This window comes from Polaribacter sp. 2405UD43-2 (genome assembly GCF_058147125.1).
Genome location: NZ_JBYVJX010000001.1, coordinates 353,801 through 376,554, shown reverse-complemented (window position 1 = coordinate 376,554; position 22,754 = coordinate 353,801). Strand labels below are relative to the sequence as shown.

27 protein-coding genes and 2 tRNA genes are annotated in these 22,754 nt (G+C 28.0%); 13 read left to right on the top strand and 16 right to left on the bottom strand.

The annotated features are described in order from the left end of the window. The first annotated feature begins 65 nt into the window (after positions 1-65). The 7 genes from ACY2RX_RS01915 (at position 66) to ACY2RX_RS01885 (ending at position 4,242) form a co-directional block, all read left to right on the top strand. Positions 66-479: a DUF2141 domain-containing protein gene (locus ACY2RX_RS01915; protein WP_490102262.1), complete on the top strand. Its 414-nt coding sequence runs from the start codon at positions 66-68 to the stop codon at positions 477-479. Between the two features lie 30 nt (positions 480-509). After that, positions 510-1,865, top strand: a complete 1,356-nt coding sequence (locus ACY2RX_RS01910; protein ID WP_490102261.1) for a 2TM domain-containing protein — start codon at positions 510-512, stop codon at positions 1,863-1,865. Next, positions 1,865-2,188, top strand: a complete 324-nt coding sequence (locus ACY2RX_RS01905) for a 2TM domain-containing protein (protein WP_490102260.1) — start codon at positions 1,865-1,867, stop codon at positions 2,186-2,188. The genes ACY2RX_RS01910 and ACY2RX_RS01905 overlap by 1 nt, the downstream gene beginning before the upstream one ends. Next, positions 2,188-2,484: a 2TM domain-containing protein gene (locus ACY2RX_RS01900; RefSeq protein WP_490102259.1), complete on the top strand. Its 297-nt coding sequence runs from the start codon at positions 2,188-2,190 to the stop codon at positions 2,482-2,484. Before ACY2RX_RS01905 ends, ACY2RX_RS01900 begins: the two co-directional genes overlap by 1 nt. Next, positions 2,484-2,822 (top strand): 2TM domain-containing protein, encoded by a 339-nt coding sequence (locus tag ACY2RX_RS01895; RefSeq protein ID WP_490102258.1) that lies wholly within the window; start codon positions 2,484-2,486, stop codon positions 2,820-2,822. The genes ACY2RX_RS01900 and ACY2RX_RS01895 overlap by 1 nt, the downstream gene beginning before the upstream one ends. A gap of 111 nt (positions 2,823-2,933) precedes the next feature. Next, positions 2,934-3,689 (top strand): LytR/AlgR family response regulator transcription factor, encoded by a 756-nt coding sequence (locus ACY2RX_RS01890; protein ID WP_490102257.1) that lies wholly within the window; start codon positions 2,934-2,936, stop codon positions 3,687-3,689. A 349-nt stretch (positions 3,690-4,038) separates the two neighbouring features. Beyond that, entirely contained in the window at positions 4,039-4,242 is a 204-nt protein-coding gene (locus tag ACY2RX_RS01885; protein WP_490102526.1) for a hypothetical protein, read from the top strand. Positions 4,243-4,383: 141 nt separating this feature from the next. Here the strand turns inward: ACY2RX_RS01885 and ACY2RX_RS01880 are convergent, their stop codons facing one another. The 5 genes from ACY2RX_RS01880 to ACY2RX_RS01860 form a co-directional block, all read right to left on the bottom strand. Next, positions 4,384-6,576: a M1 family metallopeptidase gene (locus ACY2RX_RS01880; RefSeq protein WP_490102256.1), complete on the bottom strand. Its 2,193-nt coding sequence runs from the start codon at positions 6,574-6,576 to the stop codon at positions 4,384-4,386. 157 nt (positions 6,577-6,733) lie between these two features. After that, positions 6,734-7,231, bottom strand: coding sequence for a DUF6702 family protein (locus tag ACY2RX_RS01875; RefSeq protein ID WP_490102255.1), 498 nt, complete (start codon positions 7,229-7,231; stop codon positions 6,734-6,736). A gap of 29 nt (positions 7,232-7,260) precedes the next feature. Further along, positions 7,261-8,061: a peptidase associated/transthyretin-like domain-containing protein gene (locus ACY2RX_RS01870; protein WP_490102254.1), complete on the bottom strand. Its 801-nt coding sequence runs from the start codon at positions 8,059-8,061 to the stop codon at positions 7,261-7,263. Between the two features lie 78 nt (positions 8,062-8,139). Continuing rightward, complete coding sequence (locus ACY2RX_RS01865) at positions 8,140-8,925, bottom strand: carboxypeptidase-like regulatory domain-containing protein (protein WP_490102253.1); 786 nt, start codon at positions 8,923-8,925, stop codon at positions 8,140-8,142. Positions 8,926-9,037: 112 nt separating this feature from the next. Further along, entirely contained in the window at positions 9,038-9,571 is a 534-nt protein-coding gene (locus ACY2RX_RS01860) for a lipocalin family protein (RefSeq protein ID WP_490102252.1), read from the bottom strand. A 62-nt stretch (positions 9,572-9,633) separates the two neighbouring features. Between ACY2RX_RS01860 and pepE the strand changes: the two genes are divergently transcribed. Beyond that, the gene (gene pepE / locus ACY2RX_RS01855; RefSeq protein WP_490102519.1) at positions 9,634-10,335 is read left to right on the top strand and encodes a dipeptidase PepE; all 702 of its coding nucleotides are present in this window, start codon (positions 9,634-9,636) and stop codon (positions 10,333-10,335) included. A gap of 34 nt (positions 10,336-10,369) precedes the next feature. Here the strand turns inward: pepE and ribB are convergent, their stop codons facing one another. From ribB to tpx, 6 genes are all read right to left on the bottom strand, one after another. Then, positions 10,370-11,515 carry a 3,4-dihydroxy-2-butanone-4-phosphate synthase gene (ribB, locus tag ACY2RX_RS01850; RefSeq protein WP_490102251.1) on the bottom strand — a complete coding sequence of 382 codons (1,146 nt, stop codon included), beginning with the start codon at positions 11,513-11,515 and terminating at the stop codon, positions 10,370-10,372. Beyond that, positions 11,512-12,960: an LptF/LptG family permease gene (locus ACY2RX_RS01845; protein WP_490102250.1), complete on the bottom strand. Its 1,449-nt coding sequence runs from the start codon at positions 12,958-12,960 to the stop codon at positions 11,512-11,514. The genes ribB and ACY2RX_RS01845 overlap by 4 nt, the downstream gene beginning before the upstream one ends. Before the next feature lie 93 nt (positions 12,961-13,053). Next, a complete protein-coding gene (gene lolA1 / locus ACY2RX_RS01840; RefSeq protein WP_490102249.1) occupies positions 13,054-13,710 on the bottom strand; it encodes an outer membrane lipoprotein periplasmic chaperone LolA1 in 657 nt (218 codons plus the stop codon). 3 nt (positions 13,711-13,713) lie between these two features. Next, positions 13,714-16,170, bottom strand: coding sequence for a DNA translocase FtsK (locus tag ACY2RX_RS01835; protein ID WP_490102248.1), 2,457 nt, complete (start codon positions 16,168-16,170; stop codon positions 13,714-13,716). A gap of 43 nt (positions 16,171-16,213) precedes the next feature. After that, on the bottom strand, positions 16,214-16,594 hold the full coding sequence (locus tag ACY2RX_RS01830) for a diacylglycerol kinase family protein (protein ID WP_490102247.1): 381 nt from the start codon (positions 16,592-16,594) through the stop codon (positions 16,214-16,216). Positions 16,595-16,597: 3 nt separating this feature from the next. Next, positions 16,598-17,095 carry a thiol peroxidase gene (tpx, locus tag ACY2RX_RS01825; RefSeq protein ID WP_490102246.1) on the bottom strand — a complete coding sequence of 166 codons (498 nt, stop codon included), beginning with the start codon at positions 17,093-17,095 and terminating at the stop codon, positions 16,598-16,600. Positions 17,096-17,212: 117 nt separating this feature from the next. On the opposite strand from tpx, the gene ACY2RX_RS01820 reads away from it, so the two are divergent. The 3 genes from ACY2RX_RS01820 (at position 17,213) to ACY2RX_RS01810 (ending at position 19,189) form a co-directional block, all read left to right on the top strand. Then, complete coding sequence (locus ACY2RX_RS01820; protein ID WP_490102245.1) at positions 17,213-18,592, top strand: MATE family efflux transporter; 1,380 nt, start codon at positions 17,213-17,215, stop codon at positions 18,590-18,592. Positions 18,593-18,604: 12 nt separating this feature from the next. After that, complete coding sequence (locus tag ACY2RX_RS01815; protein WP_490102244.1) at positions 18,605-18,829, top strand: DUF8828 family protein; 225 nt, start codon at positions 18,605-18,607, stop codon at positions 18,827-18,829. Between the two features lie 237 nt (positions 18,830-19,066). Continuing rightward, entirely contained in the window at positions 19,067-19,189 is a 123-nt protein-coding gene (locus ACY2RX_RS01810; protein WP_490102243.1) for a hypothetical protein, read from the top strand. Positions 19,190-19,253: 64 nt separating this feature from the next. On the opposite strand, the gene ACY2RX_RS01805 is transcribed toward ACY2RX_RS01810, so the two are convergent. The 3 genes from ACY2RX_RS01805 to ACY2RX_RS01795 form a co-directional block, all read right to left on the bottom strand. Beyond that, positions 19,254-20,060 carry a carboxypeptidase-like regulatory domain-containing protein gene (locus ACY2RX_RS01805; RefSeq protein ID WP_490102242.1) on the bottom strand — a complete coding sequence of 269 codons (807 nt, stop codon included), beginning with the start codon at positions 20,058-20,060 and terminating at the stop codon, positions 19,254-19,256. 78 nt (positions 20,061-20,138) lie between these two features. Continuing rightward, positions 20,139-20,222, bottom strand: a tRNA-Leu gene (locus tag ACY2RX_RS01800). Between the two features lie 45 nt (positions 20,223-20,267). After that, positions 20,268-20,340 (bottom strand) — tRNA-Lys (locus ACY2RX_RS01795). Between the two features lie 95 nt (positions 20,341-20,435). On the opposite strand from ACY2RX_RS01795, the gene ACY2RX_RS01790 reads away from it, so the two are divergent. Further along, entirely contained in the window at positions 20,436-20,951 is a 516-nt protein-coding gene (locus ACY2RX_RS01790; protein WP_490102241.1) for a shikimate kinase, read from the top strand. On the opposite strand, the gene ACY2RX_RS01785 is transcribed toward ACY2RX_RS01790, so the two are convergent. Both ACY2RX_RS01785 and ACY2RX_RS01780 read right to left on the bottom strand, forming a co-directional pair. Then, complete coding sequence (locus tag ACY2RX_RS01785; RefSeq protein ID WP_490102240.1) at positions 20,943-21,446, bottom strand: phosphoribosyltransferase domain-containing protein; 504 nt, start codon at positions 21,444-21,446, stop codon at positions 20,943-20,945. The two genes, ACY2RX_RS01790 and ACY2RX_RS01785, sit on opposite strands and share 9 nt — an antisense overlap. Beyond that, the gene (locus tag ACY2RX_RS01780) at positions 21,443-21,823 is read right to left on the bottom strand and encodes an RNA-binding S4 domain-containing protein (RefSeq protein ID WP_490102239.1); all 381 of its coding nucleotides are present in this window, start codon (positions 21,821-21,823) and stop codon (positions 21,443-21,445) included. The genes ACY2RX_RS01785 and ACY2RX_RS01780 overlap by 4 nt, the downstream gene beginning before the upstream one ends. Positions 21,824-21,902: 79 nt before the next feature. On the opposite strand from ACY2RX_RS01780, the gene ACY2RX_RS01775 reads away from it, so the two are divergent. Beyond that, the gene (locus tag ACY2RX_RS01775) at positions 21,903-22,718 is read left to right on the top strand and encodes an FKBP-type peptidyl-prolyl cis-trans isomerase (RefSeq protein ID WP_490102238.1); all 816 of its coding nucleotides are present in this window, start codon (positions 21,903-21,905) and stop codon (positions 22,716-22,718) included. The last annotated feature ends 36 nt before the right edge of the window (positions 22,719-22,754 follow it).

Sequence of the window (22,754 nt, the reverse complement as noted above, 5' to 3'; positions counted from 1 at the left end):
TTTAATTTCTAAAAATTGAGTGCTGTAGCATATTTGTATCATCATTAACCATTAAAAATAAAATTATGAAACTTTTAGTAACACTTTTAACAGTAACAATGTTGTTAATTACAAACTTAATAACTGCTCAAAACAAAACAATAACAGCAACAGTAGTTAATGTAACTTCTGATGATGGAAAAGTAGGATTTGCTTTATATGATAAAACTACTTTTATGAAAAAACCAATTCAATCTAAAAATGCAAAAATTGTTGATGGTAAAAGTACCATTACATTCGAAAATTTAGAATCTGGAGTATATGCAATTGTATGTTATCATGATAAAAACAATAATGATAAAATGGATTTTTCTCCACAAAGAATGCCTTTAGAAGATTTTGGAGCATCTAATAATGTAATGAATTTTGGTCCTCCTAATTTTGAAAATGCTAAATTTATTGTAGATGATAAAAATGTATCTTTAGAAATTAAATTTTAGTAATTTTATTTTAAAATAATAGTTTCGAAAATGAAAACACCAAACACATCAATTTTTAAAAAAATAAAAAATGACTTTATTGTTTGTCTAAAACTTACAATAATACTTGGAATCTTTTTCATAGTCATTAATCAAGAGTTTAGTTTAAAAGGAATGGGTTTGGTTTTTTTAATTTCTAGTATGTATTCTTTTATTTTAGGTCTAGGAAATGGAATACTAAATGAATATTTAAATTCTAAATGGGATTGGGTTGAAGAAACTAATAAAAGAGTTTGGGCCGGAATTATTTTAACAGTTATTTATACGGTTTTTGCAGTTTTAATAATCCATTATATACAATATATAATATTATTTGGTCATAAATTTGAAAACTTTTTCAAAGATTATTTAGTTTGGGTTCATCTGTTTGCGATTATTTTTTCTTTAGGTGTAGCAGTTTTTTTTCATGCAAAAGGTTTTATGAGCAATTGGAAATCTGCAATGACCAAAGAAACCACAAAACAAGAAATTGTTGCAAAAATAGAAACTGCAAAATTTGAGTCTTTAAAAAATCAATTAGATCCGCATTTTTTGTTTAATAGCTTAAATGTATTAACAAGTTTAATTGGCGAAAACCCAAATCAAGCAGAAAAATTTACCACAAAACTATCTAAAGTTTATAGGTATGTTTTAGAGCAAAGAAATAAAGATTTAGTGCCAATTACAGAAGAGTTAAACTTTGCAAAAACCTATATGCAATTGCTAGAAATGAGGTTTGAAGATGCAGTTAAATTTTCTATTCCAGAAACAATTAGCAATAATGAGTTAAAAATTGTACCACTTTCTTTACAACTTTTACTAGAAAATGCAGTAAAACATAACGTGGTTTCATCCTCTAAACCATTAAAAATTTCAATTTATGAGGAGAACAATTATTTAATTATAGAAAATAACATTAATCCTAAAGAAGCCATAGGAAAAAGTACCAAAGTAGGACTGCAAAATATTGCAGATAGATATGGATTAATAACAGATACTCCTGTTAAAATAAAAAATAACAACACAACTTTTAAGGTGAGCTTGCCTCTCTTATATAAAATGAACAATATTATGTACACAGAAGATTTAGAAAACAGCAAATATGTTAAAGCAGTAGAAAGAGTAGAAAAATTAAAAGAATTTTATCAAAATTTAGCATCTTACTGCTTAGTAATACCATTTTTAATTTTTATAAATTTAAGATTTTCGTCACAATTTCACTGGTTTTGGTTTCCAATTTTTGGATGGGGAATAGGTTTAGTATTTCACTTTTTAGAAGTAAATAATTACAATATTTTCTTAGGAAAAAATTGGGAAAACAGAAAGATTAAAGAATTGATGGACAAAGAAAATAAAAGAATTAGATAATGGAAACAAAATTTACAAAAGAACAAAAATATGTGTTGGCTCGTAAAAGAGTAGAAAAGATTGCAAAATTTTACAAACATTTAGCTATTTATATTGTTGTAAATATTTTTTTAAGCGCAATATTTATTGTTGGTGATATAAATGATGGAGATACTTTTAATGAAGCTTTTACAGATTATCACAATTATAAAATATGGATGTATTGGGGAATAGGAATCTTTTTTCAGGCATTAAATACTTTTGGTTTAAGAATGTTTTTCAATAAAAATTGGGAAGAAAAAAAGATAAAAGAATATATGAACGAACAAGATTATAGAAAATAATGAATACAGATTTTACAAAAGAACAAAAGTATATTAGAGCAAAAAAGAGAGTTAATGATATGAAAGGTTTTTATGTTCACCTTGTAGTAATGTTACTTTCTTTACCAATAATAATAACAGTAAATTTAATGTTTGTACAAGGTTTTCATTTTTTCTGGTTAGCCGCTTTTGGTATGCTGTTTTCAGTAGTTATACATTGGTTTTTAGTTTTTGGATTTTCTAAATTTGGAATGGGTAAAAGCTGGGAAGAAAACAAGATTAAAGAATTTATGAACGAACAAGATTATAGAAAATAATGAATACAGATTTTATAAAAGAACAAAATTACATTAGAGCAAAAAAACGAGTAAAAGACATTAAAGGTTTTTACATTCATTTAATTGTTTATGTTTTGGTAAATATTTTTATTAGCGGAATTATTATTTTTGGTTTAACAAGAGACGAAAATGATAGTGTTCTAGATGCATTGTCTAATTTTGGAGTATATTCTACTTGGGTTTTCTGGGGAATAGGAATCTTTTTTCATTGGTTAGGAGTTTTCGGATTTAAATCTTTAGGTTTTGGCAAAGATTGGGAAGAAAAGAAAATTAAAGAATTGATGAGTAAAGAAGATGATAAAATGAAGAGGTTTTGAAGTAGCAAAGTAGCAAAGTTAAAAAGTCTTAAAGTTGTCGATTCGGAAATATTTTATTTTCACTAAACACTAAACACTAAACACTAAACACTAAACACCAACAACTAACAAATGAACGTATTAATAATTGAAGATGAAAAGCCAGCAGCAAGAAGGCTAAACAGAATGTTAGCAGAACTAAATATAGAAGTCCAGCAGATGTTACATTCTGTAGAAGAATCGTTAAACTGGTTGCAAAATAACGAACATCCAGATTTAATATTTTTAGATATTCAGTTGTCAGACGGATTGTCTTTCGAAATTTTCGAAGAAATAGAAGTCAATTCTGCTATTATTTTTACAACTGCTTACGATGAATATGCGCTAAAAGCCTTTAAATTAAATAGCATTGATTATTTACTAAAACCTTTAGATGAAGATGAGTTAAAAGTTGCGGTAGATAAGTTTAAAATTAATCAACCAAAACAAACAAATGTTCAAGTAAACTTGGATGATATTCGTAAATTATTGGTAAACCCAGTAGATAGAAAATTTAAAAAAAGGTTATCTATAAAAGTTGGTCAGCATATAAAAATTATTCATATAGATGAAATAGAATGTTTTTACAGTGAAAATAAATCGACATACATACACACAAAAGGAAACAGAAGTCATCTGTTAGATCATTCTTTAGAAAATTGGCAAGAACAACTCAATCCAGAGTGTTTTTTTAGAGTAAATAGAACCTTTATAGTTAACATAAATACAATTAAGGATATTATTACATACTCTAATTCTCGATTAAAACTGATATTAAATTCCTTCTCAGAATCAGAAATTATTGTAAGTAGAGAGCGTGTAAAAGATTTTAAGAATTGGATTGACTAACGCAGTCAGTTTCTGTATTTATCTTAATCTTCGAAATGATAATTTAGTTTACTTCTAAACTTTTTTTCTGATAACTTCGCTAACTACGAATATAAAACATTTTAAACGTTGCATATTCGTGTTAACGTTGTGGTTTATATTCAAGAAGCTCGTGGTAATGGTGCCAAAAATAGTTGGCAAATTCTTTCTAAGTTCTTTCTAAGTATGGATTCCTTCCTGCGCAGAAAGGACAGACTAAATAACGTGAATAATGGATAATAAAAAAGTGTTTTTACATTGTGTTTTTTACTGGTTTTTAGTAAATTACATAGTAAAAACACTTGTAATACTTAGAAAGTTTTATGTAATTTTGGATGATTTTTACGTAGAATTTGCTTCTCAACTAAAAAGTCATCCAAAAATAGAAGACAGGACTATAAAAAGAAGAAATCGTAAAGGAAAATACTTAAAAACATCTGTAAAATTGAGCATACTAGACATCGTCTGTAAAAGGTTTTTTAGTAAATCTAATTGTTGGACTAACAGCGTAGTAGGAGATGATGAATTTGATTAATTATCATCAAAAAAGCTTTTACGGTATATTTATTTAGAATGAAGATGCAGAATAAAAAACCCAGTGAATTTAAATTCACTGGGTTAATTTTAACATTAATAATCGTCAACCTAATTTTAGGACGACTCAAGAAAAACAAATTTAGTTTTTCATTTTCTTTTTAAAATTATCGAATTTATCTAATTTCTTTTTTGGCCAACTATTGTTAGAAGTATCTACATCTGCAGTTTCTAGATCAGGATCTACAACGATGCTTTTAATTTCTTTTGATGAAGCAAATACTCTTTTAACTTTTTTATCGTTTTTCATCCAAATTTGTGCTGGGAAAGTTTGTTTTTCTGTTGTACCATCAGTATAAGTTAATTGTACAATAAGTGGCATAATTAAACCTCCTGGTTTTTCAAATTCAACAGAATAAATATAAGAAGGCACTTCTTTTCCTTCAGCATATTTGTCCATTGCTTTTGGGTTTGCATCTTCTTTTTTATCAGTAAGGTAAACTAAATCTCCTAAATTATCAAAATACTGTTTGTATTGCTCTTTTAACTTGGTAACTCTTTCACCTGGTTTGTCTGTTAAATATAAAGGTTTAACAGATTTTATACCAATATCGTTTACATCAGTTGTGTAAAACCATCCTCTCCAAAACCAATCTAAATCCATACCAGAAGCATCTTCCATAGATCTAAAGAAATCAGCAGGAGTTGGGTGTTTAAACATCCATCTTTGGGCGTAAGTTCTAAATGCGTGGTCAAATAATTCTGGTCCCATAATGGTTTGTCTTAAAATATATAAACCTGCAGCTGGTTTTGCATACGCATTTGCACCAAATTGTTTTACATAATCTCCTTGAGACATAATTGGAGAAATATTACTTTGATCTCCCCCCATATATCTGGTAATATTTTTTGCAGGATTTTTATCAAATAAAGCTTTGTCGTATTTAAATTCTGCTAAAATTTGAACAAAAGAGTTTAAACCTTCATCCATCCATGTCCATTGTCTTTCATCAGAATTAACAATCATAGGAAAGAAATTATGACCTACTTCATGAATTATAACGCCTATCATTCCTTTTTTAACTCTTTCTGAATATGTTCCATCAGGGTTTGGGCGTCCAAAGTTGAAACAAATCATTGGGTATTCCATTCCTTGATTTTTTGCGTGTACAGAAATGGCTTTAGGATAAGGATAATCAAATGTTAATTTAGAATACTCAATAAGTGTGGTAGCAACTGCTCTTGTAGAGTGTTCTTCCCATAAAGGGTTTCCTTCTTTTGGATACATAGAAACCGCCATTACTGTTTTTCCGTTAATATTAACAGCCATAGCATCCCAAATATATTTTCTAGATGTTGCAAAGGCAAAATCACGAACATTTTTAGCTTTAAATTTCCAAGTTTTTGATTTTGTTGAACGTTCTTTTTCAGCTTTTTCTGCCTCTTTTTGAGAAACTATTATTACAGGATCTTTAAAAGACTTTCTTGCTTCTTCCCAACGTTTACGTTGCTTTCTTGTTAAAACATTTTTTTCGTTTTGTAAAACACCTGTAGCATCTACAATATGGTCTGCAGGTACCGTTAAGTTTACTTCATAATCTCCAAACTCTAGTGCAAATTCAGAACGCCCCCAGAATTGCATATTTTGCCATCCTTCTACATTATTATAGACTGCTAATCTTGGAAAAAATTGTGCAATTACATAGTTGTTGTTTCCATCAGGAAACGCTTCATAACCAGAACGTCCACCATCTTTTACATAGTTATTAATTTTATAATTCCATTTAATTCTAAATTTAAACGTATTACTAGAAGCTAAAGGTTTAGGCAAATTAATACGCATCATAGTTCTGTTTATAAAATGTGATAAAGGTTTACCATTACTTTCTACTTTTTCTATATTAAAACCAAAACCTTTGCCTTTTTTCATATAGGTTTTTTGAAAGTTTTTTGGAGTGATAAATGCTGATGCACCTGTAGATTTAGCTAAAGGTGTTTTAGAATCGTCTGCTCTTATATTTTGATCTAACTGAACCCACAAATAATCTAACTGATCTTTTGAGTTGTTATGATATGTAATCGTTTCATCACCATAAATATGATTTGTGTTTTCGTCTAAACGGATATCCATAACATAATCTACTTTTTGTTGTGTATATTGATGTCCCGGAGCACCAGATGCAGTATGCTGGTCATTAGGGGTAGCCAAAACATCTTTCATTTGTCTGAACTTGTTTTGGTTTATGTGTCCTTGTTGGGTTTTCTTTTTTTCTTGTGCAACAGTTGCTGTTACTACAAAAAAGAAAGAAAATAAAATTAATGATAATTTTTTCATTTGAATTTGAATTGGTTAAAATGTTGTCGAAATTAACAATAAGAAAGTTAATAAGAATAAAAGGGTTAAAATTTTAACAAACCTTTAGGTTATTCTGTTTTAGAATTTACAGTTTTCATATTTTGGACTTATTAAACCCATAAATATTTTAATAAAATTAGTATTTTAATTTACTTTGAGTTTTCTTTTTTGTAAGCAATACGCTTTTATGCTTACCATTAACCTTAGATTTTATAAGGTTTTGTTGATCTTGAAAATGTGCCATTAAAATTTTATTAGAAATTTCTATTGTATTTACACTTTCAATATTTTCTATTTCTAAATAAAAATAGACCAAATCTTCATCATATTCTTTGCCTATATAATTAAAGTCTTTGGCAATATTATCAATTTTAAAATGCAATTTATCTTTTAAATATTGTTTAAAATAATGGTCGTTATTTTTTAACTCTTTTTTTGTAGAGAGTTGTAAATCAATATTATAATCTTTATTTAAAGCAGTTTCTATATCATCTATAAAAACATTTATTATTATCTGTACTGCTTTTTCTTCTGGCTTAAATTTTATTTCGGTTAAACTTAAATAGTATTTATGTGTAGCAAAAGATAATAACGGAATTGCAATAAATAAAAGTAGTATTTTGAGTGTTTTCATAAATTGTTACAACCAATTATTTAGCCAAGTTACTCTTTTTTTATGATTTGTAAATAAGAGATACTTTGCGCTCTCAGTATTTTTATAACTTCTAAAAGCTTTCCTTTTCTATGAAATTCTTCTATACCTAAGGGATTACAATATTCTAAAAAGTGAAAATAATTATCGACAGGAATTTTTAATTTTTTAAAAAAGAAATCTTCACCTAAATCACCCATTATTTTATAAGGAAACGCTTTTTTTTGTGCTAATTTTCTACGCAAGGCCCACAAACGTTCTGAATGCTTAAAAGGAATAATTGCTGCAGCACCAACACCTGCAAAAGTTGCTGTTGGGTCTGTATTATTAAATGGTGGTCTAACTCTTTTATCTATATAATCATCTTCTACTGTTGCATCCCAATCTATATTAGAAAAATCCATTAGGTTTCTTAAAATAGAATCTCTTTTACTTTTGGGTACAGTTTTAGAATCGATTCCTAATCTACCCGTTAAATTATGTTTTCTGAGTTCAAATTCATCTAAAATGTAAATCTTAAACTTTAATGCAACAACTATAATTCTGTTTGTATAATTATATTTTTTGATAGTTATAGTTCTTGTTTTGTGTTGTATGGATGAAATTCTTAGAGAATCGCCCAAAGAAACAAATATTTCGAACCTACCAAAATCGGATGAAGAAGTACCTTGATTGCTATTTAAGTTAACAATATTGGCATTTTTAACGATTCCTAGAGAATCTATAACTTTACCCTGAAGTAGTCTTTTTTTCTCTTGAGATATTGTTGTTAATGATAGTAAAAGAATAAAAAAAAGTAATTTTTTAGTCATATAAATACTGTTGATTAAAACAAATTTCGTGTAATAATTATTTAATTAAGGCTAATAAGTTTGTAAACTTATGTTAAATCAATTTTTTTTATAAGCTACTTTAATAGCTGATTCTTCTTTTTGAAGAAAGGATTTACTTTGCTGAATCAATATTTTTGTAAGCTTAATATTTTCTTTTTTAGAGAAAATTTGGATGATATTTTGTTTCAAACAATAGTTTAAAAAAGGATTTATATTTTCTTTTTTTATCTGCAAATCAGTTACAAAAAAATCATCTGTAAAGTATTTTCTAATTTTTTTTAACGTCCTGTCTTCGTTGGCTATTTTTTCTACAATTTTTTTACGTCTATTATTTCCGTTTAAAGCATTGATTAAATTAGGTATGTTTATAATTCCGCCAGAACTTATTTTTACAATGGCAGTATTGGGTTTCTTTGTAGTATTTGCATAAGGCAGACCTAAAGTTTTGGCATTTACAAGTGGTCCTTTATATTTTTTTATAGTTGGATCTTCATAAAAAATACTTCTTGGTTTTTCTAAAGTAAATTCTTTTAAAACTGCAATACTTTCTTTCATCATTATAGAAATTATTGGAGTTTTTAAATGCTTTTTAGAAATTATTACAGACTTTTTTTTAAGATTTAAATGAGAAAAAAAGAGAGTGTCACCAACTTTAACTGGTATTTCAAAAGATCCTAATTCATTAGAAATGGTGCCTTTATGGGTGTTTTTATTAATAATATGAACATCATTCATTAAAATACTATCTAATTTTATAATACCATTAATAAACTTTCTTTTTTCTTGAGAAATAGAAGAAAAGCATACCATAAAAATAAATACAAAGAATAGTAATTTTCTCATTCAACAAAGAAAAAGACAGGTGTTCTTAAAATTGTATTAATAGACTGGTAAACTTGTGTTAAATAAAAAAAGCACCACTTTAAGTGATGCTTTAATTAGGTTTTTTAAAGAATTATTTTTCTAGTTCTATATATATAGTTCCTTTTGTAGAAATGGTTTTACCATTTACGGTTTCGGTTTCATTAGCTTCTCCTTTTAGTTTTATATAGTTAGAAGAATACTCAACAACATTTAATAAAGTAGGATATTCATCATTTTCAGTAAAACGAATTGTGTTACCTTCTAAAGACCAAGTTGTTGAAGTTATTGGAGATAAATCTGTATTAATTTTTTGCACTTCTTTATGTTGCTGACCTAAAAATGTAGCAGTAAGAACAAATGTATATTTACCCTTTAAATTAACAACTTTAGGATTGTTTGTAAAAGAAAAAGTAAAATCAATATCTTTTGCTACAGCAGAAAAAGTAGCAGATATTTTTTTGCCTTGCTCAGTAATACTCATACTTCCATTTTCTATGGTTTGACTTTTTAAATTCCAAGTGCCAACCAAATCAGATGCTGTAATACCAGTACTTTCATTATCATTAGACTCACAAGAAGTTAAAAAAGCAACAAAGGTAAAAAGTAATAAAATTTTTGTTTTCATAATTTATTGTTTTATACAAAATTACTAAAAATGATTTAATGATTTGTCTTATTTTTGATTTTATGAAAAAAATGATTATTGCAAGTACATCTACAGTTCACGGAAGCAGTTATTTAGAATATTTATTACCAACTTTAAAAGAACATTTTAAAGAAATTAAAACACTGCTTTTTATTCCCTATGCTAGGCCAGGAGGTATTTCTTATGATGCATATACTGCTATTGCAAGAAATGCTTTTGCAAAAATTAGTATTGATGTAAAAGGGATTCACGAATTTAAAAATCAGAAAGAAGCTATAAAAAAATCAGAAGGGATTTTTACAGGAGGAGGTAATACTTTTGAGCTGGTAAATCAACTCTATAAAAATGATGTTTTGGTAGATTTAAAACAAACAATTAATAGTGGAACTCCTTATTTAGGAACCAGTGCTGGCAGCAATATTTGTGGTATTACAATGATGAATACTAATGATATGCCAATAGTTTATCCGCCAAGTTTTACAACTTTAGGTTGCATTCCTTTTAACATAAATGCACATTATTTAGACCCAATAAAAGGTTCTACACATATGGGAGAAACTAGAGAAACTAGAATTAAAGAATTCCATATTTTTAATAAAACTCCTGTTTTAGGTTTGCGAGAAGGTTCTTGGTTAGAAGTTTTGGGTGATAAAATTTCTTTAAAAGGAAATCTTACAGCTAGGTTATTTCAGCAACATAAAAAACCTGTTGAGTTAGAAAGTGGAGTAGAGGTTGTTATTTAGTTTTTTTTGATATTAAGCAACTAAAAACTAAAAACTAATACGTCACATAATCTACAATTTCTAAACCATAACCAATCATACCAACACGTTTTGTTTGTTTTGTATTGGTAATTAATTTTAATTTATTAATATTTAAATCGTGTAAAATTTGTGCTCCAATGCCAAAATCTTTGGCATCTAATTTTATTTTTGGCACTGTAACTTCCCCATTTTCTTGACTTTCTTTTAAGATTGATAATCTACTCAATAAATTATGAGATTGATTTTGTTGATTTACAAAAATGATGGCTCCTTTCCCTTCATCATTAATCACCTGAAACATTTGATCTAATTTTTTATCAGCATTATTTGTTAAAGTACCTAAAATATCATTGTTAACTAGGGTAGAATTAACTCTTGTTAAAACACCTTCGTTTTTAGACCAAGCTCCTTTTGTTAAAGCAATGTGTATTTGATTGTTAGTTGTTTGCTGATAAGCTCTTAATCTAAAATCACCAAATCTGGTAGCAATGTTAAAATCTTCTTTCTTTTCGATTAAAGAATCGTGCTCCATTCTGTAAGCTACTAAATCTTCTATCGAAACAATTTTAATATCAAATTTTTTGGCAACATCTAAAAGTTGCGGTAAACGTGCCATTGTTCCATCTTCATTCATTATTTCTACAATAACCCCAGCAGGTTCTAAACCCGCTAAACGTGCAAAGTCTATGGCAGCTTCTGTATGACCAGTTCTTCTTAAAACGCCACCTTCTTTTGCTTTTAGCGGAAAAATATGACCAGGTCTTGCTAAATCAAAAGGTTTGGTGCCTTTTTCTATTAATGATTTTACGGTTAATGCTCTGTCTGAAGCAGAAATACCTGTGGTAACACCCTTGCCACGTAAATCAACAGAAACTGTAAATGCAGTTTCCATAGGGTCTGTGTTATTGTTTACCATCATTCCTAATTCTAGTTCTTTACATCTAGTTTCGGTTAAAGGTGCGCAAATTAAACCACGACCATAAGTTGCCATAAAATTAATCATTTCTGGAGTTGCTTTTTCTGCTGCAGCTAAAAAATCTCCTTCATTTTCTCTGTTTTCATCATCAACAACAATAATAATTTTACCATTTCTGATGTCTTCTATAGCATCAGAAATAGTATCTAATTGTGTTGTTTCTTTTTTAATTTTTGGCGTCATATATTGGTTGTCTTTTTAGAAAAGATTTTTTTAAAGAAATTAGAAATTGGTTGTATAAAGGCATCTGTATTAAAAATACCTTTGTCTTTAGTGGCTCTTCTGGTTAATAAAATTCCTAGCGGAACCATAATAATGGCAGCAATCCAAGAGCCTAAAAATGCTGAAATAGAACTTTCTTCAGCTAAATTTTTTCCAAAAGTATTGCTAAAAAAATACATTACATAAATGGCAATTGCTAAAACCATTGGCAAACCAAAACCTCCTTTTCTAATAATAGAACCTAAAGGAGCTCCTATAAAAAATAAGATAAGACATGATAGTGAAAATGCAATTCTATTGTAATATTCTGTATCGAAAAAATTTAGAATTTTTCTGTTCCATTTTAAAGAAGCCATATTGTTATCTACTGAGCTTAATACTCTATTTATTTTGGTTGTGGCTGAGTTTAAAATTCCTATTTTTTCTGTTAAATTAAAATTTTCTAATATTATTGGGTTTAGATTTTTTTTAACTAAAGAATCTGGATATTTATAAAGCTCTTTTGCTTCTGAACTTAAGTATAGATTTTTAGATTTTAATTCTAAAAGTTCATCATAATTAGATTTTAAACTAGGTATAGTGTCTTTTAATTGCTTTATACTCAGCATTCTGTAATTATTTGTTACCTGAACTTTATCTAAATCATCGCCATTCATTGAAGAAACATCAATATTAAACTCATACTCTTTAAAAGATGCGTTAGAAGCTGTCATTCTTTTTCGCTTATTGGCAGTTGTAGCAGATTTTACGTGTTCTTCATAATAATATCCATCATATAAAATAAAGGTCATATAACGACTTCCTTCTTCTGATAAAATTTTACCTCTTTCTGCAGTAATTACTTTCTGATTTCCTTTGTTGCCAGTTAAATCATAGATTAATACTTTTTTTAGAAGGTTTTTTTCTTCTCCATATTTTTCTTCAAATTTAATTTGATATCCTGGTAAATCACTATTAAAACTACCTGCAACCAATGCCAAAGCTGGTTTTTTCTTTTTAATATTTAAATACAAATTAGATTGTTTTAACATTGCATAAGGGTAAATATTATTTAGGAAGAAAAAATTAATTACGCTTAAAAATAGTGTTAAAATTACCAAAGGTTTTACCAAACGTTGTAGAGAAATTCCTGCAGATTTTGCAGCTGCAAATTCATAGTTTTCACCCAAACTACCTAGTGCCATTATAGAAGATAATAATACAGCAATTGGTAATGCTTGGGGTGTAATAATTAAAGTACTATAGTATAAGAATTTTAAGATAAAAGGTAGGCTAATGCCTTTGCCAGCAATGTTTTCAAAGGTTTGCCAAAGTACTTGCATTACAAGTACAAAAAGCACGATTAAAAAAGTGGCAATAAAAGGTTTTAAAAATGATTTTAAGATGTATTTATCTAAAATTTTCATGAATTAATAAACGCTGTTATAAGTTTATATTCTTAACAAAAATAGCATCTTAATTATTAAGATGCTATTAATTTCTTGTTAATTGAAAAAAAGTTAATCAATTGTGTATTTTTGTTTTTGGTATTTTTCTTTATTAAAAGTAAAAAAACTTTCTGATATAGGTAGATTATTCTTAAATCGAGTAATTGTAAATGTTGTTTTAGAATTGTTAGCACCTGTTTGTATTAATTTATAAATATGCTTGGTTTTTGCATCTATTGCTAATTCTACTTTTACAATATCAGAATTACTATCTATGGGAGTTAGTGTTACAAATTGAATTTTTCTTCCATTCAAATTTTTTAATTTTCCTAACTCAAAATTATAACCTTCTTTGTAAAAAGTTAATAATTTAGATGGATAAATAAAGCCATCATCATCGTTCATATCTCCATCAGTAATTGAGATTTCTTTTTCATCATTATTAATTACATAAAGTTTTTTTCCATCAAAAATAAATTTATTACCTAAATAATCTAAACTGTATTTTTCTCCTTGTAAAGTAATTTTTCCTCTAATTGGTGGTTCATCACCTTCTTTTATACCTGCATCTTCATTGCTTAAAGTTTGACTGAAATTGATAGCCATATTTTTGTAAGCTCCCATTTTTGTAGAAACTTCATCTAATAATGATTTTGCTTTTTCTGATTCTTGAGAAAAAGTAATTGTTGTAATTAATAAACTTAAAAATAAGATTCCTATTTTTTTCATTTTTTATTGATTCTTTTCGTTTTCTAATAATTGTTCTAACGCAATTAAATCTGACACTAAAACTTGTCTGGCTTTACTTCCTTCAAAACCACCTACAATTCCAGCAGCTTCTAATTGATCTATTAATCTACCAGCTCTATTATAGCCTAGTTTTAATTTTCTTTGTAATAAAGAAGCAGAACCTTGTTGTGCTGTAACAATAATTTCTGCTGCATCTTTAAACAGTTTGTCTCTGTCTGTAATATCAATATCAATACTTGTGCCACTTTCATCATCTATATATTCTGGTAGTTGATAGGCTTCTGCATACGCTTTCTGAGAACCAATAAAATCAGTAATTTTTTCTACTTCTGGTGTATCTACAAATGCACATTGTATTCTTATAATATCATTTCCTCCAGAATATAACATATCTCCACGACCTATTAATTGATCTGCACCAGGAGCGTCTAAAATAGTTCTAGAATCTATTTTTGAGGTTACTCTAAAAGCTACTCTTGATGGAAAATTAGCTTTAATAATACCCGTAATTACATTTACTGAAGGTCTTTGTGTAGCAACAATTAAATGTATACCAATAGCTCTTGCCAACTGTGCTAAACGTGCAATTGGGGTTTCTACTTCTTTACCAGCAGTCATAATTAAATCTGCAAATTCATCAATAACCAAAACTATATAAGGCAAAAATTGATGACCATCATTTGGGTTTAATTTTCGTTGTTTAAATTTTGCATTGTATTCTTTTATGTTACGAACCATTGCCAATTTTAACAAATCGTAACGATTGTCCATTTCTATACAAAGCGAATTTAATGTAGCAACAACTTTGCTTGTATCTGTAATAATAGCTTCTTCTGTATCTGGTAGTTTTGCTAAATAATGACGTTCAATTTTATTAAATAAAGTTAGCTCTACTTTCTTAGGGTCTACCAAAATAAATTTTACTTCTGCAGGATGCTTTTTATATAAAAGTGATGTTAAAACGGCATTTAGCCCAACAGATTTTCCTTGTCCAGTTGCACCTGCCATTAATAAGTGCGGCATTTTAGCCAAATCTACCACAAAAGTTTCGTTAGAAATAGTTTTACCTAAAGCAACAGGTAATTCCATTTGAGATTCTTGAAATTTCTTGGATGAAATTGCAGAATGCATAGAAACTATAGTCGATTTTTTGTTTGGAACCTCAATACCAATGGTACCTTTTCCAGGAATTGGCGCAATAATTCGAATCCCTAAAGCCGATAATGACAAAGCAATATCATCTTCTAAATTTTTAATTTTTGATATTCTAATTCCTGCTTCTGGCACAATTTCATACAAGGTAATTGTTGGTCCAACTGTGGCTTTAATTTCGGCAATACCAATTTTATAATTTTTGAGCGTTTCTACAATCTTATTTTTATTGGCTTCTAATTCTTCAGGATCTATAGAAATGCTTTCATTGTATTGTTTTAAAAGATTAAAAGTGGGAAACTTAAAGTTTGATAATTCTAAAGTAGGATCAAACTCACCAAAATCTTTTAGTATTTTGTCTGATAAATTTTCGGCAACACTTTTTTCTTCCTCAATTTCTTCTACATCAATTTCTACTTCTTTTTCTTCAATAGGAGTTTCAGTCTCTAGAACAGTTGCTGCTTCTTTTTCTATAGTTAGCGGAATTTCATCTTTTTTTGATGATACATCAGAATGTTTAGAAATAGTTGGTTTTAAATTTTCTATTGAAAGTTCGAATTCTGATTTTCCTTTTTTGGTTGCTGATAAATCAATCGTTTCAGAAACATTTTCAGCATCCGTTTTTATGACTTCATTATTCACAATTTTATTCTCAGTTTTCTTTAATTCTAAAGCTTTTCTTTCTTCTCTTTTTCTTTTTAAATTGTCTAGATAAGCATCAAAAGTAACTTTATAACGTAAAACTAAATACACTATAAAAAGGAAAGTTAATAGAATTACTAAGCCTGTTTTACCAATAAAAGCTTGTAAATATTCATTTACTTCAAAACCAATGATTCCTGATAATAATGCATATTTTTTATGTAAAAAACCCAGCGCCACTGAAATCCATAAAATGGCTAATAAACTCCAATTCCAAGAGATTATAATTTTAGAAAACTTCTTTTTTAAAAGAATGTAAGCACCTGTTAAAAATACTTGAAAAGCAATCAAAAATGCACCAATTCCAAATCCTTTATAAATAAAAAAGTGACTTAAATTTGCACCAATTTTACCTAATAAATTTTTACTTTTTACAGCTTTATCAGCCAGTTTTGTAAGTGTACTTTGGTCTTCTTGCCAATTAAAGAAAAAAGAAATAAAAGCAATACACAAAAAAGCAGCAAATAATATTAAGAAAGTTCCTAAAATTGTTTGTGTTTGTCTTGTTTTAAAGAAATTTAAAAAACTCGGTTTTTTATCCGAAGAATTTATTGCTTTTTTTGTGCTTTGTTTTCTTTTAGCCATTAATGATTTTCGGTCTATTTTAGCAGTAAATATACGGATTTACCTAAAATAATAAAGTTATTTTAGGAATGTAAATTATACAGGCAATAATTAAAGAAATAATTGCAGCAAAACTTGGTGCTCCTGCAGCAATGTCTTTTATAAAACCAATTTTTTTATGATAATCTGGATGTATAAAATCTGCTACTTTTTCTACAGCAGTGTTTAATGCTTCTGCAACTAAAACTAAACCAATTACAATACATTGTAACATCCATTCTGTAGCAGATATATTAAAATAAAATCCGAAAAGTGTAGCAATAATTGCAAAGAAAATCTGAGCTTTAATACTATCTTCAGTAGTTATTAAAAGCCACATTCCTCTTATTGCGAACTTCATACTTCTAAGTCTTCCTCTTAAAAAACTATCATTAGGATTTTTCATTAACTATATTGCTTTTAAGGCTGCTTCGTAATTGGGTTCGTCAACAATTTCAGAAACTTGTTCTGTATAAACTACATTTCCTTTTTCATCAATAATAACAATAGCTCTAGAATGCAAGTTAGCTAAAGGGCCATTTGCAATTTCTAATTCATAATTTTTACCAAATTTACCAGTAGCAAAATCAGATAGCATTACCACATTTTCTATACCTTCTGCACCACAAAAGCGAGCTTGCGCAAATGGTAAATCTTTAGAAATACAAAGTACAACTGTGTTTTTAAAATCAGCTGCTTTTTTGTTAAATTCTCTAACAGAAGTTGCACAAGTGCCAGTATCTACACTAGGAAAAATATTTAAAATGATATTTTTACCAGAAAAATCTGATAAACTTTTATACGATAAATCTATTGCTGTTAATGTAAAATTTGGAGCCTTAGAACCAATTTTTGGTAAGTTTCCAATAGTATTAATTGCATTTCCTTTTAATGTGATATTTGCCATTTCGTAAAATTTTGTGAGCTTCAAAAATACATTTTTTAATCAAATTAAACAGTTTCTATTTTATTAATATTGTTCGTTTTTTATAAATATCTTCGCAGCTAGAAAAAAGGCACTTAATTGAATATTTCTCAATACACATCAGAATTTAAATACAATTGGAAACTGGCAGCCCCAGTAATGTTAGGTATGTTAGGACACACTTTTGTGAGTTTTATAGACAACATTATGGTTGGGCAATTAGGTACCGCAGAATTGGCAGCTGTTTCTTTAGGTAATAGTTTTATGTTTATAGCAATGTCTATTGGTATTGGTTTTTCTACTGCAATTACACCTTTAATCGCAGAAGCAGATGCATCAGATAATTTAAAACAAGCAAGATCTACTTACAAAAGTGGTTTGTTTTTATGTACCACTTTAGGGATTGTTTTGTTCTTAGGAATCTATTTTTCGAAACCTTTAATGTATTTAATGAAACAGCCAAAAGAGGTTGTAGAATTAGCAATTCCGTATTTAGACTTGGTCGCTTTTTCGTTAATTCCGTTAGTTATTTTTCAGGCAATAAAGCAGTTTAGTGATGGAATGTCTATGACAAAATACCCAATGTATGCTACTTTATTGGCAAATATTGTAAATGTAGTTTTAAATTATGTATTAATTTTTGGAAAATTCGGATTCCCAGAAATGGGTATTGTTGGTGCTGCTTACGGAACCTTAGCATCTAGAATAATAATGGTTATTTATTTAGGAACTTTGTTACGATTTAAAGAACGCTCTGCACAAATAGTAAAAAATATAAAATTCTTTGTGTTAGATATTTTAATGATAAAAAGAATTATCAATTTAGGTTCTTTAAGTGCTATGCAAATGTTTTTTGAAGTTGCCATATTTACTACTGCTATTTGGTTAAGTGGTTTGCTGGGTAAAAATCCGCAAGCGGCAAATCAAATTGCATTAAACCTATCTTCTATGACATTTATGGTGGCAATGGGTTTAAGTGTTGCCTCTATGATTAGAGTAGGCAATCAAAAAGGATTGCAAAATTTTAAAGAATTACGAAGAATTGCTTTTTCAATATTTTTATTAGGTGTTTTATTTGCAGTTTTCTTTGCCAGTATTTTCTTTATTTTTCATAAAAGTTTGCCTAATATTTATGTTGATTTAAATGATACTACGAATTATGTAGATAATATGGAAGTAATTGCAATAGCATCAAAATTATTATTGGCAGCAGCATTTTTTCAAATTTCAGACAGCATACAAGTGGTGGTTTTGGGTGCGTTAAGAGGTTTGCAAGATGTAAAAATACCCACAATTCTTACTTTTATTTCTTATTGGGTAATAGGTTTTCCTGTTTCTTATTATTTAGGAAAAGAAGAAATGTATGGTAGTTTTGGTATTTGGTTAGGACTTTTGGCAGGATTAACAACAGCCTCAATTTTATTATTTATTAGATTTAATTCTTTAACTTTAAAATTGATAAAAGAAAAACAAGATTAAAAATATAAAAAAATGAACTTACCTAAATTTTTATTGGCAGATAATAGCAATTTTCCAGAAGATATTTTTGTGTTACATACAGAATTTCCTCGTTTTATGATTAATTTAAAAGATGATGAAATTGAGTGGTTTGAAGATTTATCTGGTGAAAAGGAAGATGACATTGCCACAGAATTGGCAGTTTTAATGGACAAAGCTGGCGAATTTTACGATGAAGAAATGAAAAAATATGAGTAGTTTGTATTGATACCTCTCTTTGTCATTCCTGCGAAAGCAGGAATCTAAACCGACTTTTATCCTGCCTTTGCAGGATTAACAGTTAGTTCTAAATCACTATTATTTAAGGATTTACTTATTGTCTTTTTGGAATTTTAAAACTTAATTTTTGCAGCATTCTTAAAGTTCTGTTAAAGTAATTATTGATGCGTAACTTATTTATAATGACGTCGTCTTATGAGTATAAAATCAATAAAAATGAATAGTACAAATTTAAATAAAGAACAGAAGCATAATACAGTACAAATTATTCAATCTAAAAGAATGACTTGGAATACAAGAAGAAAGCATAACTACAAATACATTACAACCGTATTTTAGTTATTAATTAGTTAGTTTTTAATAGTTGATCTAGGTCAAGAACTGTGTTCTTGACCTTTTTTTATTAATTTTTTACAGGAATTTTATCTCTATCAATTTTCCCTTTTTTGAGCGCTTTGTAACTCTCGTAACAATCTAAAATTGCTTCAATCATTTGTAAATCAGAGGCTTTTTTTATAAAATATTCAGAGTAATTACAATCTGATAAGAGCTCTGTGAGTTCTTGTCTATCCATTTCTAAATACTCCATCATAACTTCTCTATCAAATTTACCTGCTAACATTTTACGCAAATCATCTTCTTTTTTAAGCTTTTTTAGTTTTTTTAACTGTTTCGGTTTTTTTCCAAAAAGATTATACAAAAAATCTACAGGTTGAAACAAAGCTGCAATAGGAGAGGAGAAGTTTTTTCCTCTAGGTTTACCAATTTCATAAGTTTGTGGTAGTCCATTAATTTTAATACGTGTAAATTTATCTTTAGGAACCAATTTAACATCAACTTCTAAAACACCTATAAGTTTTGTAGATTTTATGACTACTTCTCTTATTTCTTCAGGTTTTTCGTAGAGAGCAATTAACAATTCATTTCCTTTTAATAAATCGTTGGTAATTTTTAATTTTATAGATGCAAATCCTAAATAAGAAACTAAAATGGTGTCATTAACTCTTGTTGGTAATTCAAAAAAACCTTTGTCATTAGTAATGGTTCCTTGTACAGAATTTAAATTTAAAACGTGAGCAGCGCTTAAAACTTTTTTGTTTTCTGCATGAATAATCTGACCTTTTAATTTTTTTATTGGTTGAATTGAGTCTTGTTGAGAAAAAGTGCTAACGGAATATATAAAGCACAAAATGAATAGTAATCTTTGCATATTGCAATATTAGTAATAAAAGTGTTTAGAAAGGTTAATTTTTTGTGAAACCCTTTCTATTTAAAAAAAGAATTAAAGTGCGCACGAGAAGATTCGAACTTCCACATCCTTACGAATACTACCCCCTCAAGGTAGCGCGTCTACCAATTCCGCCACGTGCGCATTCTGTAAAATAAAAAAGTTAAGCGATTGCTTAACCTTTTTTTGTGACCGGGCTGGGGCTCGAACCCAGGACCCTCTCCTTAAAAGGGAGATGCTCTACCAACTGAGCTACCAGGTCTTTTGTAAATCGTTTGCAAATATACTATCAATCATTGGAATTATAAGTATTATTTTGAAAATTTTTTACGCATATTTGCATCAAATAATAATTGTATGAAAATAGTATTATTGGGTTATATGGCATCAGGTAAATCTAGTATTGGTAGAAAACTTTCTAAAAAGTTATCTGTGAAGTTTTTAGATCTTGATGATTATATTGTAGAAAAAGAAAAAATGTCTATTTCTAAAATATTTGAAGAAAAAGGAGAAGTTTATTTTAGATGGATAGAACACAAATATTTAAAAGAAATTCTTACTAAAAAAGGTAATTTTATACTTGCTTTAGGTGGTGGTACACCTTGTTATGCCAATAATATGGAAGAAATTAATAAATTAGATATTTTATCTATTTACTTACAAGGAAGTACAGCCACAATGATAGAAAGGTTAATTAAAAAGAAAGCAAAAAGACCTTTAATTGCTTCTTTAGCTGATGATAAAATTCCTGAATTTGTAGCCAAACATCTTTTTGAAAGACGTCCTTTTTATGAGCAGGCAAAAATCAGTATTAAAATAGATGATAAAACAAAAAAAGAAGTTGCTAAAGAAATAAAAGATTTATTAAACTAAATATGCAACAGCACCTTTATCTGTAAATTCTAGTTGAATGTGTTCTTTTACAGAAGTAGATAAAGAAATACCTTTAAAATCTGCTTTTACAGGATATTTTTTGTGATTTCTATTTACTAAAACTGCGGTTTTAAATTTTTTTAAAGGCACCTCTAAAAAGTGTTTTATTCCATAAATTAAAGTGGTTCCAGAACTTAAAACATCATCTACCAAAATTAAAGATTTATTTTTATAATCTTCAATATTTAAAGAAGTAGTAATTGGGTTTAAAGGTTTTTTTTTATCCATAATAACTTCACAAATAGTTATTTTTAAAGTTGATATTTCTTCTAAAACTTCTACTAATCTTTTGGCAAAAGTAAAGCCATTACCAATAATTCCGGCAACAATTACTTCTTTTTCAGAACTGTTAGTTTCGTAAATTTGATACGCAATTCTTCTAATTTTTTTTGAAATTTGCGATTGCGTTAAAATAATATTTTCTGTAGTTGTCATAAATCTTCTGTTGTATCGTCTTGATAGTTTTCTATGTCTCTTCTGTCTTTTTTTGTGGGTCTACCAGTACCTTTTTTACGGTAATAATCTTTAGCAAATTTTAATAAATCAGTTTTTTCGAACTCTTCTTTTGGTGTAATGTCTTTTCTGTATAAATCTACCAATTTTGCGCCAACTCTACTTTCTGGTAAATCTAAAACTTTTATTTGATAATTTATTTGATTTTTTCTAACTAAAATCAATTCATTACCAAAAACTTCTTTAGCGGGTTTTATGCTTTTTCCATCAATTTTTACTTGTCCTTTTTTGCAAGCAGTTGTAGCTAAACTTCTTGTTTTAAAAACTCGTATGCACCACAAATATTTATCAATTCTCATAAAAAAAGTTAAAATATAAAGTTTGTCTTTTTACAAAGGTATAAAATTGGTAAATTGCGCACTCAAATTTTAAGATTAAATGAATAAAATTAAAAATATAATAGGAATTCTAGTTTTAGGTATTGTTTTATATTCTTGCAGAGATAATCAAGGAATTAACAATCCTTTTTTAGATATAGATCATAAAAAATTAGCTTCATCAGATAACGATTCTTTGGTAAAGTTTTTAAAAAACCATTATTATGATGCTACTTTAGATTCTGTAAAACCAATGGTTGCAGGCAAAACACCTTTGTTTACTAATATTATAGAAATGCCTGCTAAAAGAAATGATATTAATTATACGCTTTATGTATATAGTATAAGAAAAGGAGATCCTACACCAGATAAAGATAAAGGAATGCCTACAATTGCAGATTCTATTTTTGCAAAATATTCGGGTCAAACCATTATATCTTCTACCTCATTAAGTAAGAAATCATTTGATAAAAATACAAAAGGAGCTTGGTTTTCTTATGATAAATTAGCGGTTAGAGGATGGTCTTATGGTTTTACACAATTTAAAGGAGGTTCGTTAAAAAAAGAAGTAAATGGAGATCCTTTTAATGGGCCTATTACATATTTAAATGGAGGTAAAGGAATTTTATTTATTCCTTCTGGATTAGCCTATACCTCTATAGATACAAGGAATTATGGATCATCTTTAGTTAATAAAAATTTAATGTTTTATATTGAATTGTTAGATTTTGTAAAAGACACAGATCATGATAATGACGGTATACCTTCTTACAAAGAAGATGCAAATAATGACGATGATTTAACAAACGATTTTAGCGATCCTTCTAACCCTAGATTGCCTGATTACTTAAATCCTAAAATAAAAAAAAGCAAATAAGTTTTAGATAAAAATAAACGAGGTAGTAATTTTTAA

What these genes read in the sequence shown, in the direction of transcription:
- ACY2RX_RS01915 (WP_490102262.1), top strand. Translation starts at nt 66, where the DNA reads ATGAAACTTTTAGTAACACTTTTAACAGTAACAATGTTGTTAATTACA.
- ACY2RX_RS01910 (WP_490102261.1), top strand. Translation starts at nt 510, where the DNA reads ATGAAAACACCAAACACATCAATTTTTAAAAAAATAAAAAATGACTTT.
- ACY2RX_RS01905 (WP_490102260.1), top strand. Translation starts at nt 1,865, where the DNA reads ATGGAAACAAAATTTACAAAAGAACAAAAATATGTGTTGGCTCGTAAA.
- ACY2RX_RS01900 (WP_490102259.1), top strand. Translation starts at nt 2,188, where the DNA reads ATGAATACAGATTTTACAAAAGAACAAAAGTATATTAGAGCAAAAAAG.
- ACY2RX_RS01895 (WP_490102258.1), top strand. Translation starts at nt 2,484, where the DNA reads ATGAATACAGATTTTATAAAAGAACAAAATTACATTAGAGCAAAAAAA.
- ACY2RX_RS01890 (WP_490102257.1), top strand. Translation starts at nt 2,934, where the DNA reads ATGAACGTATTAATAATTGAAGATGAAAAGCCAGCAGCAAGAAGGCTA.
- ACY2RX_RS01880 (WP_490102256.1), bottom strand. Translation starts at nt 6,576, where the DNA reads ATGAAAAAATTATCATTAATTTTATTTTCTTTCTTTTTTGTAGTAACA.
- ACY2RX_RS01875 (WP_490102255.1), bottom strand. Translation starts at nt 7,231, where the DNA reads ATGAAAACACTCAAAATACTACTTTTATTTATTGCAATTCCGTTATTA.
- ACY2RX_RS01870 (WP_490102254.1), bottom strand. Translation starts at nt 8,061, where the DNA reads ATGACTAAAAAATTACTTTTTTTTATTCTTTTACTATCATTAACAACA.
- ACY2RX_RS01865 (WP_490102253.1), bottom strand. Translation starts at nt 8,925, where the DNA reads ATGAGAAAATTACTATTCTTTGTATTTATTTTTATGGTATGCTTTTCT.
- ACY2RX_RS01860 (WP_490102252.1), bottom strand. Translation starts at nt 9,571, where the DNA reads ATGAAAACAAAAATTTTATTACTTTTTACCTTTGTTGCTTTTTTAACT.
- pepE (WP_490102519.1), top strand. Translation starts at nt 9,634, where the DNA reads ATGAAAAAAATGATTATTGCAAGTACATCTACAGTTCACGGAAGCAGT.
- ribB (WP_490102251.1), bottom strand. Translation starts at nt 11,515, where the DNA reads ATGACGCCAAAAATTAAAAAAGAAACAACACAATTAGATACTATTTCT.
- ACY2RX_RS01845 (WP_490102250.1), bottom strand. Translation starts at nt 12,960, where the DNA reads ATGAAAATTTTAGATAAATACATCTTAAAATCATTTTTAAAACCTTTT.
- lolA1 (WP_490102249.1), bottom strand. Translation starts at nt 13,710, where the DNA reads ATGAAAAAAATAGGAATCTTATTTTTAAGTTTATTAATTACAACAATT.
- ACY2RX_RS01835 (WP_490102248.1), bottom strand. Translation starts at nt 16,170, where the DNA reads ATGGCTAAAAGAAAACAAAGCACAAAAAAAGCAATAAATTCTTCGGAT.
- ACY2RX_RS01830 (WP_490102247.1), bottom strand. Translation starts at nt 16,594, where the DNA reads ATGAAAAATCCTAATGATAGTTTTTTAAGAGGAAGACTTAGAAGTATG.
- tpx (WP_490102246.1), bottom strand. Translation starts at nt 17,095, where the DNA reads ATGGCAAATATCACATTAAAAGGAAATGCAATTAATACTATTGGAAAC.
- ACY2RX_RS01815 (WP_490102244.1), top strand. Translation starts at nt 18,605, where the DNA reads ATGAACTTACCTAAATTTTTATTGGCAGATAATAGCAATTTTCCAGAA.
- ACY2RX_RS01810 (WP_490102243.1), top strand. Translation starts at nt 19,067, where the DNA reads ATGAATAGTACAAATTTAAATAAAGAACAGAAGCATAATACAGTACAA.
- ACY2RX_RS01805 (WP_490102242.1), bottom strand. Translation starts at nt 20,060, where the DNA reads ATGCAAAGATTACTATTCATTTTGTGCTTTATATATTCCGTTAGCACT.
- ACY2RX_RS01790 (WP_490102241.1), top strand. Translation starts at nt 20,436, where the DNA reads ATGAAAATAGTATTATTGGGTTATATGGCATCAGGTAAATCTAGTATT.
- ACY2RX_RS01785 (WP_490102240.1), bottom strand. Translation starts at nt 21,446, where the DNA reads ATGACAACTACAGAAAATATTATTTTAACGCAATCGCAAATTTCAAAA.
- ACY2RX_RS01780 (WP_490102239.1), bottom strand. Translation starts at nt 21,823, where the DNA reads ATGAGAATTGATAAATATTTGTGGTGCATACGAGTTTTTAAAACAAGA.
- ACY2RX_RS01775 (WP_490102238.1), top strand. Translation starts at nt 21,903, where the DNA reads ATGAATAAAATTAAAAATATAATAGGAATTCTAGTTTTAGGTATTGTT.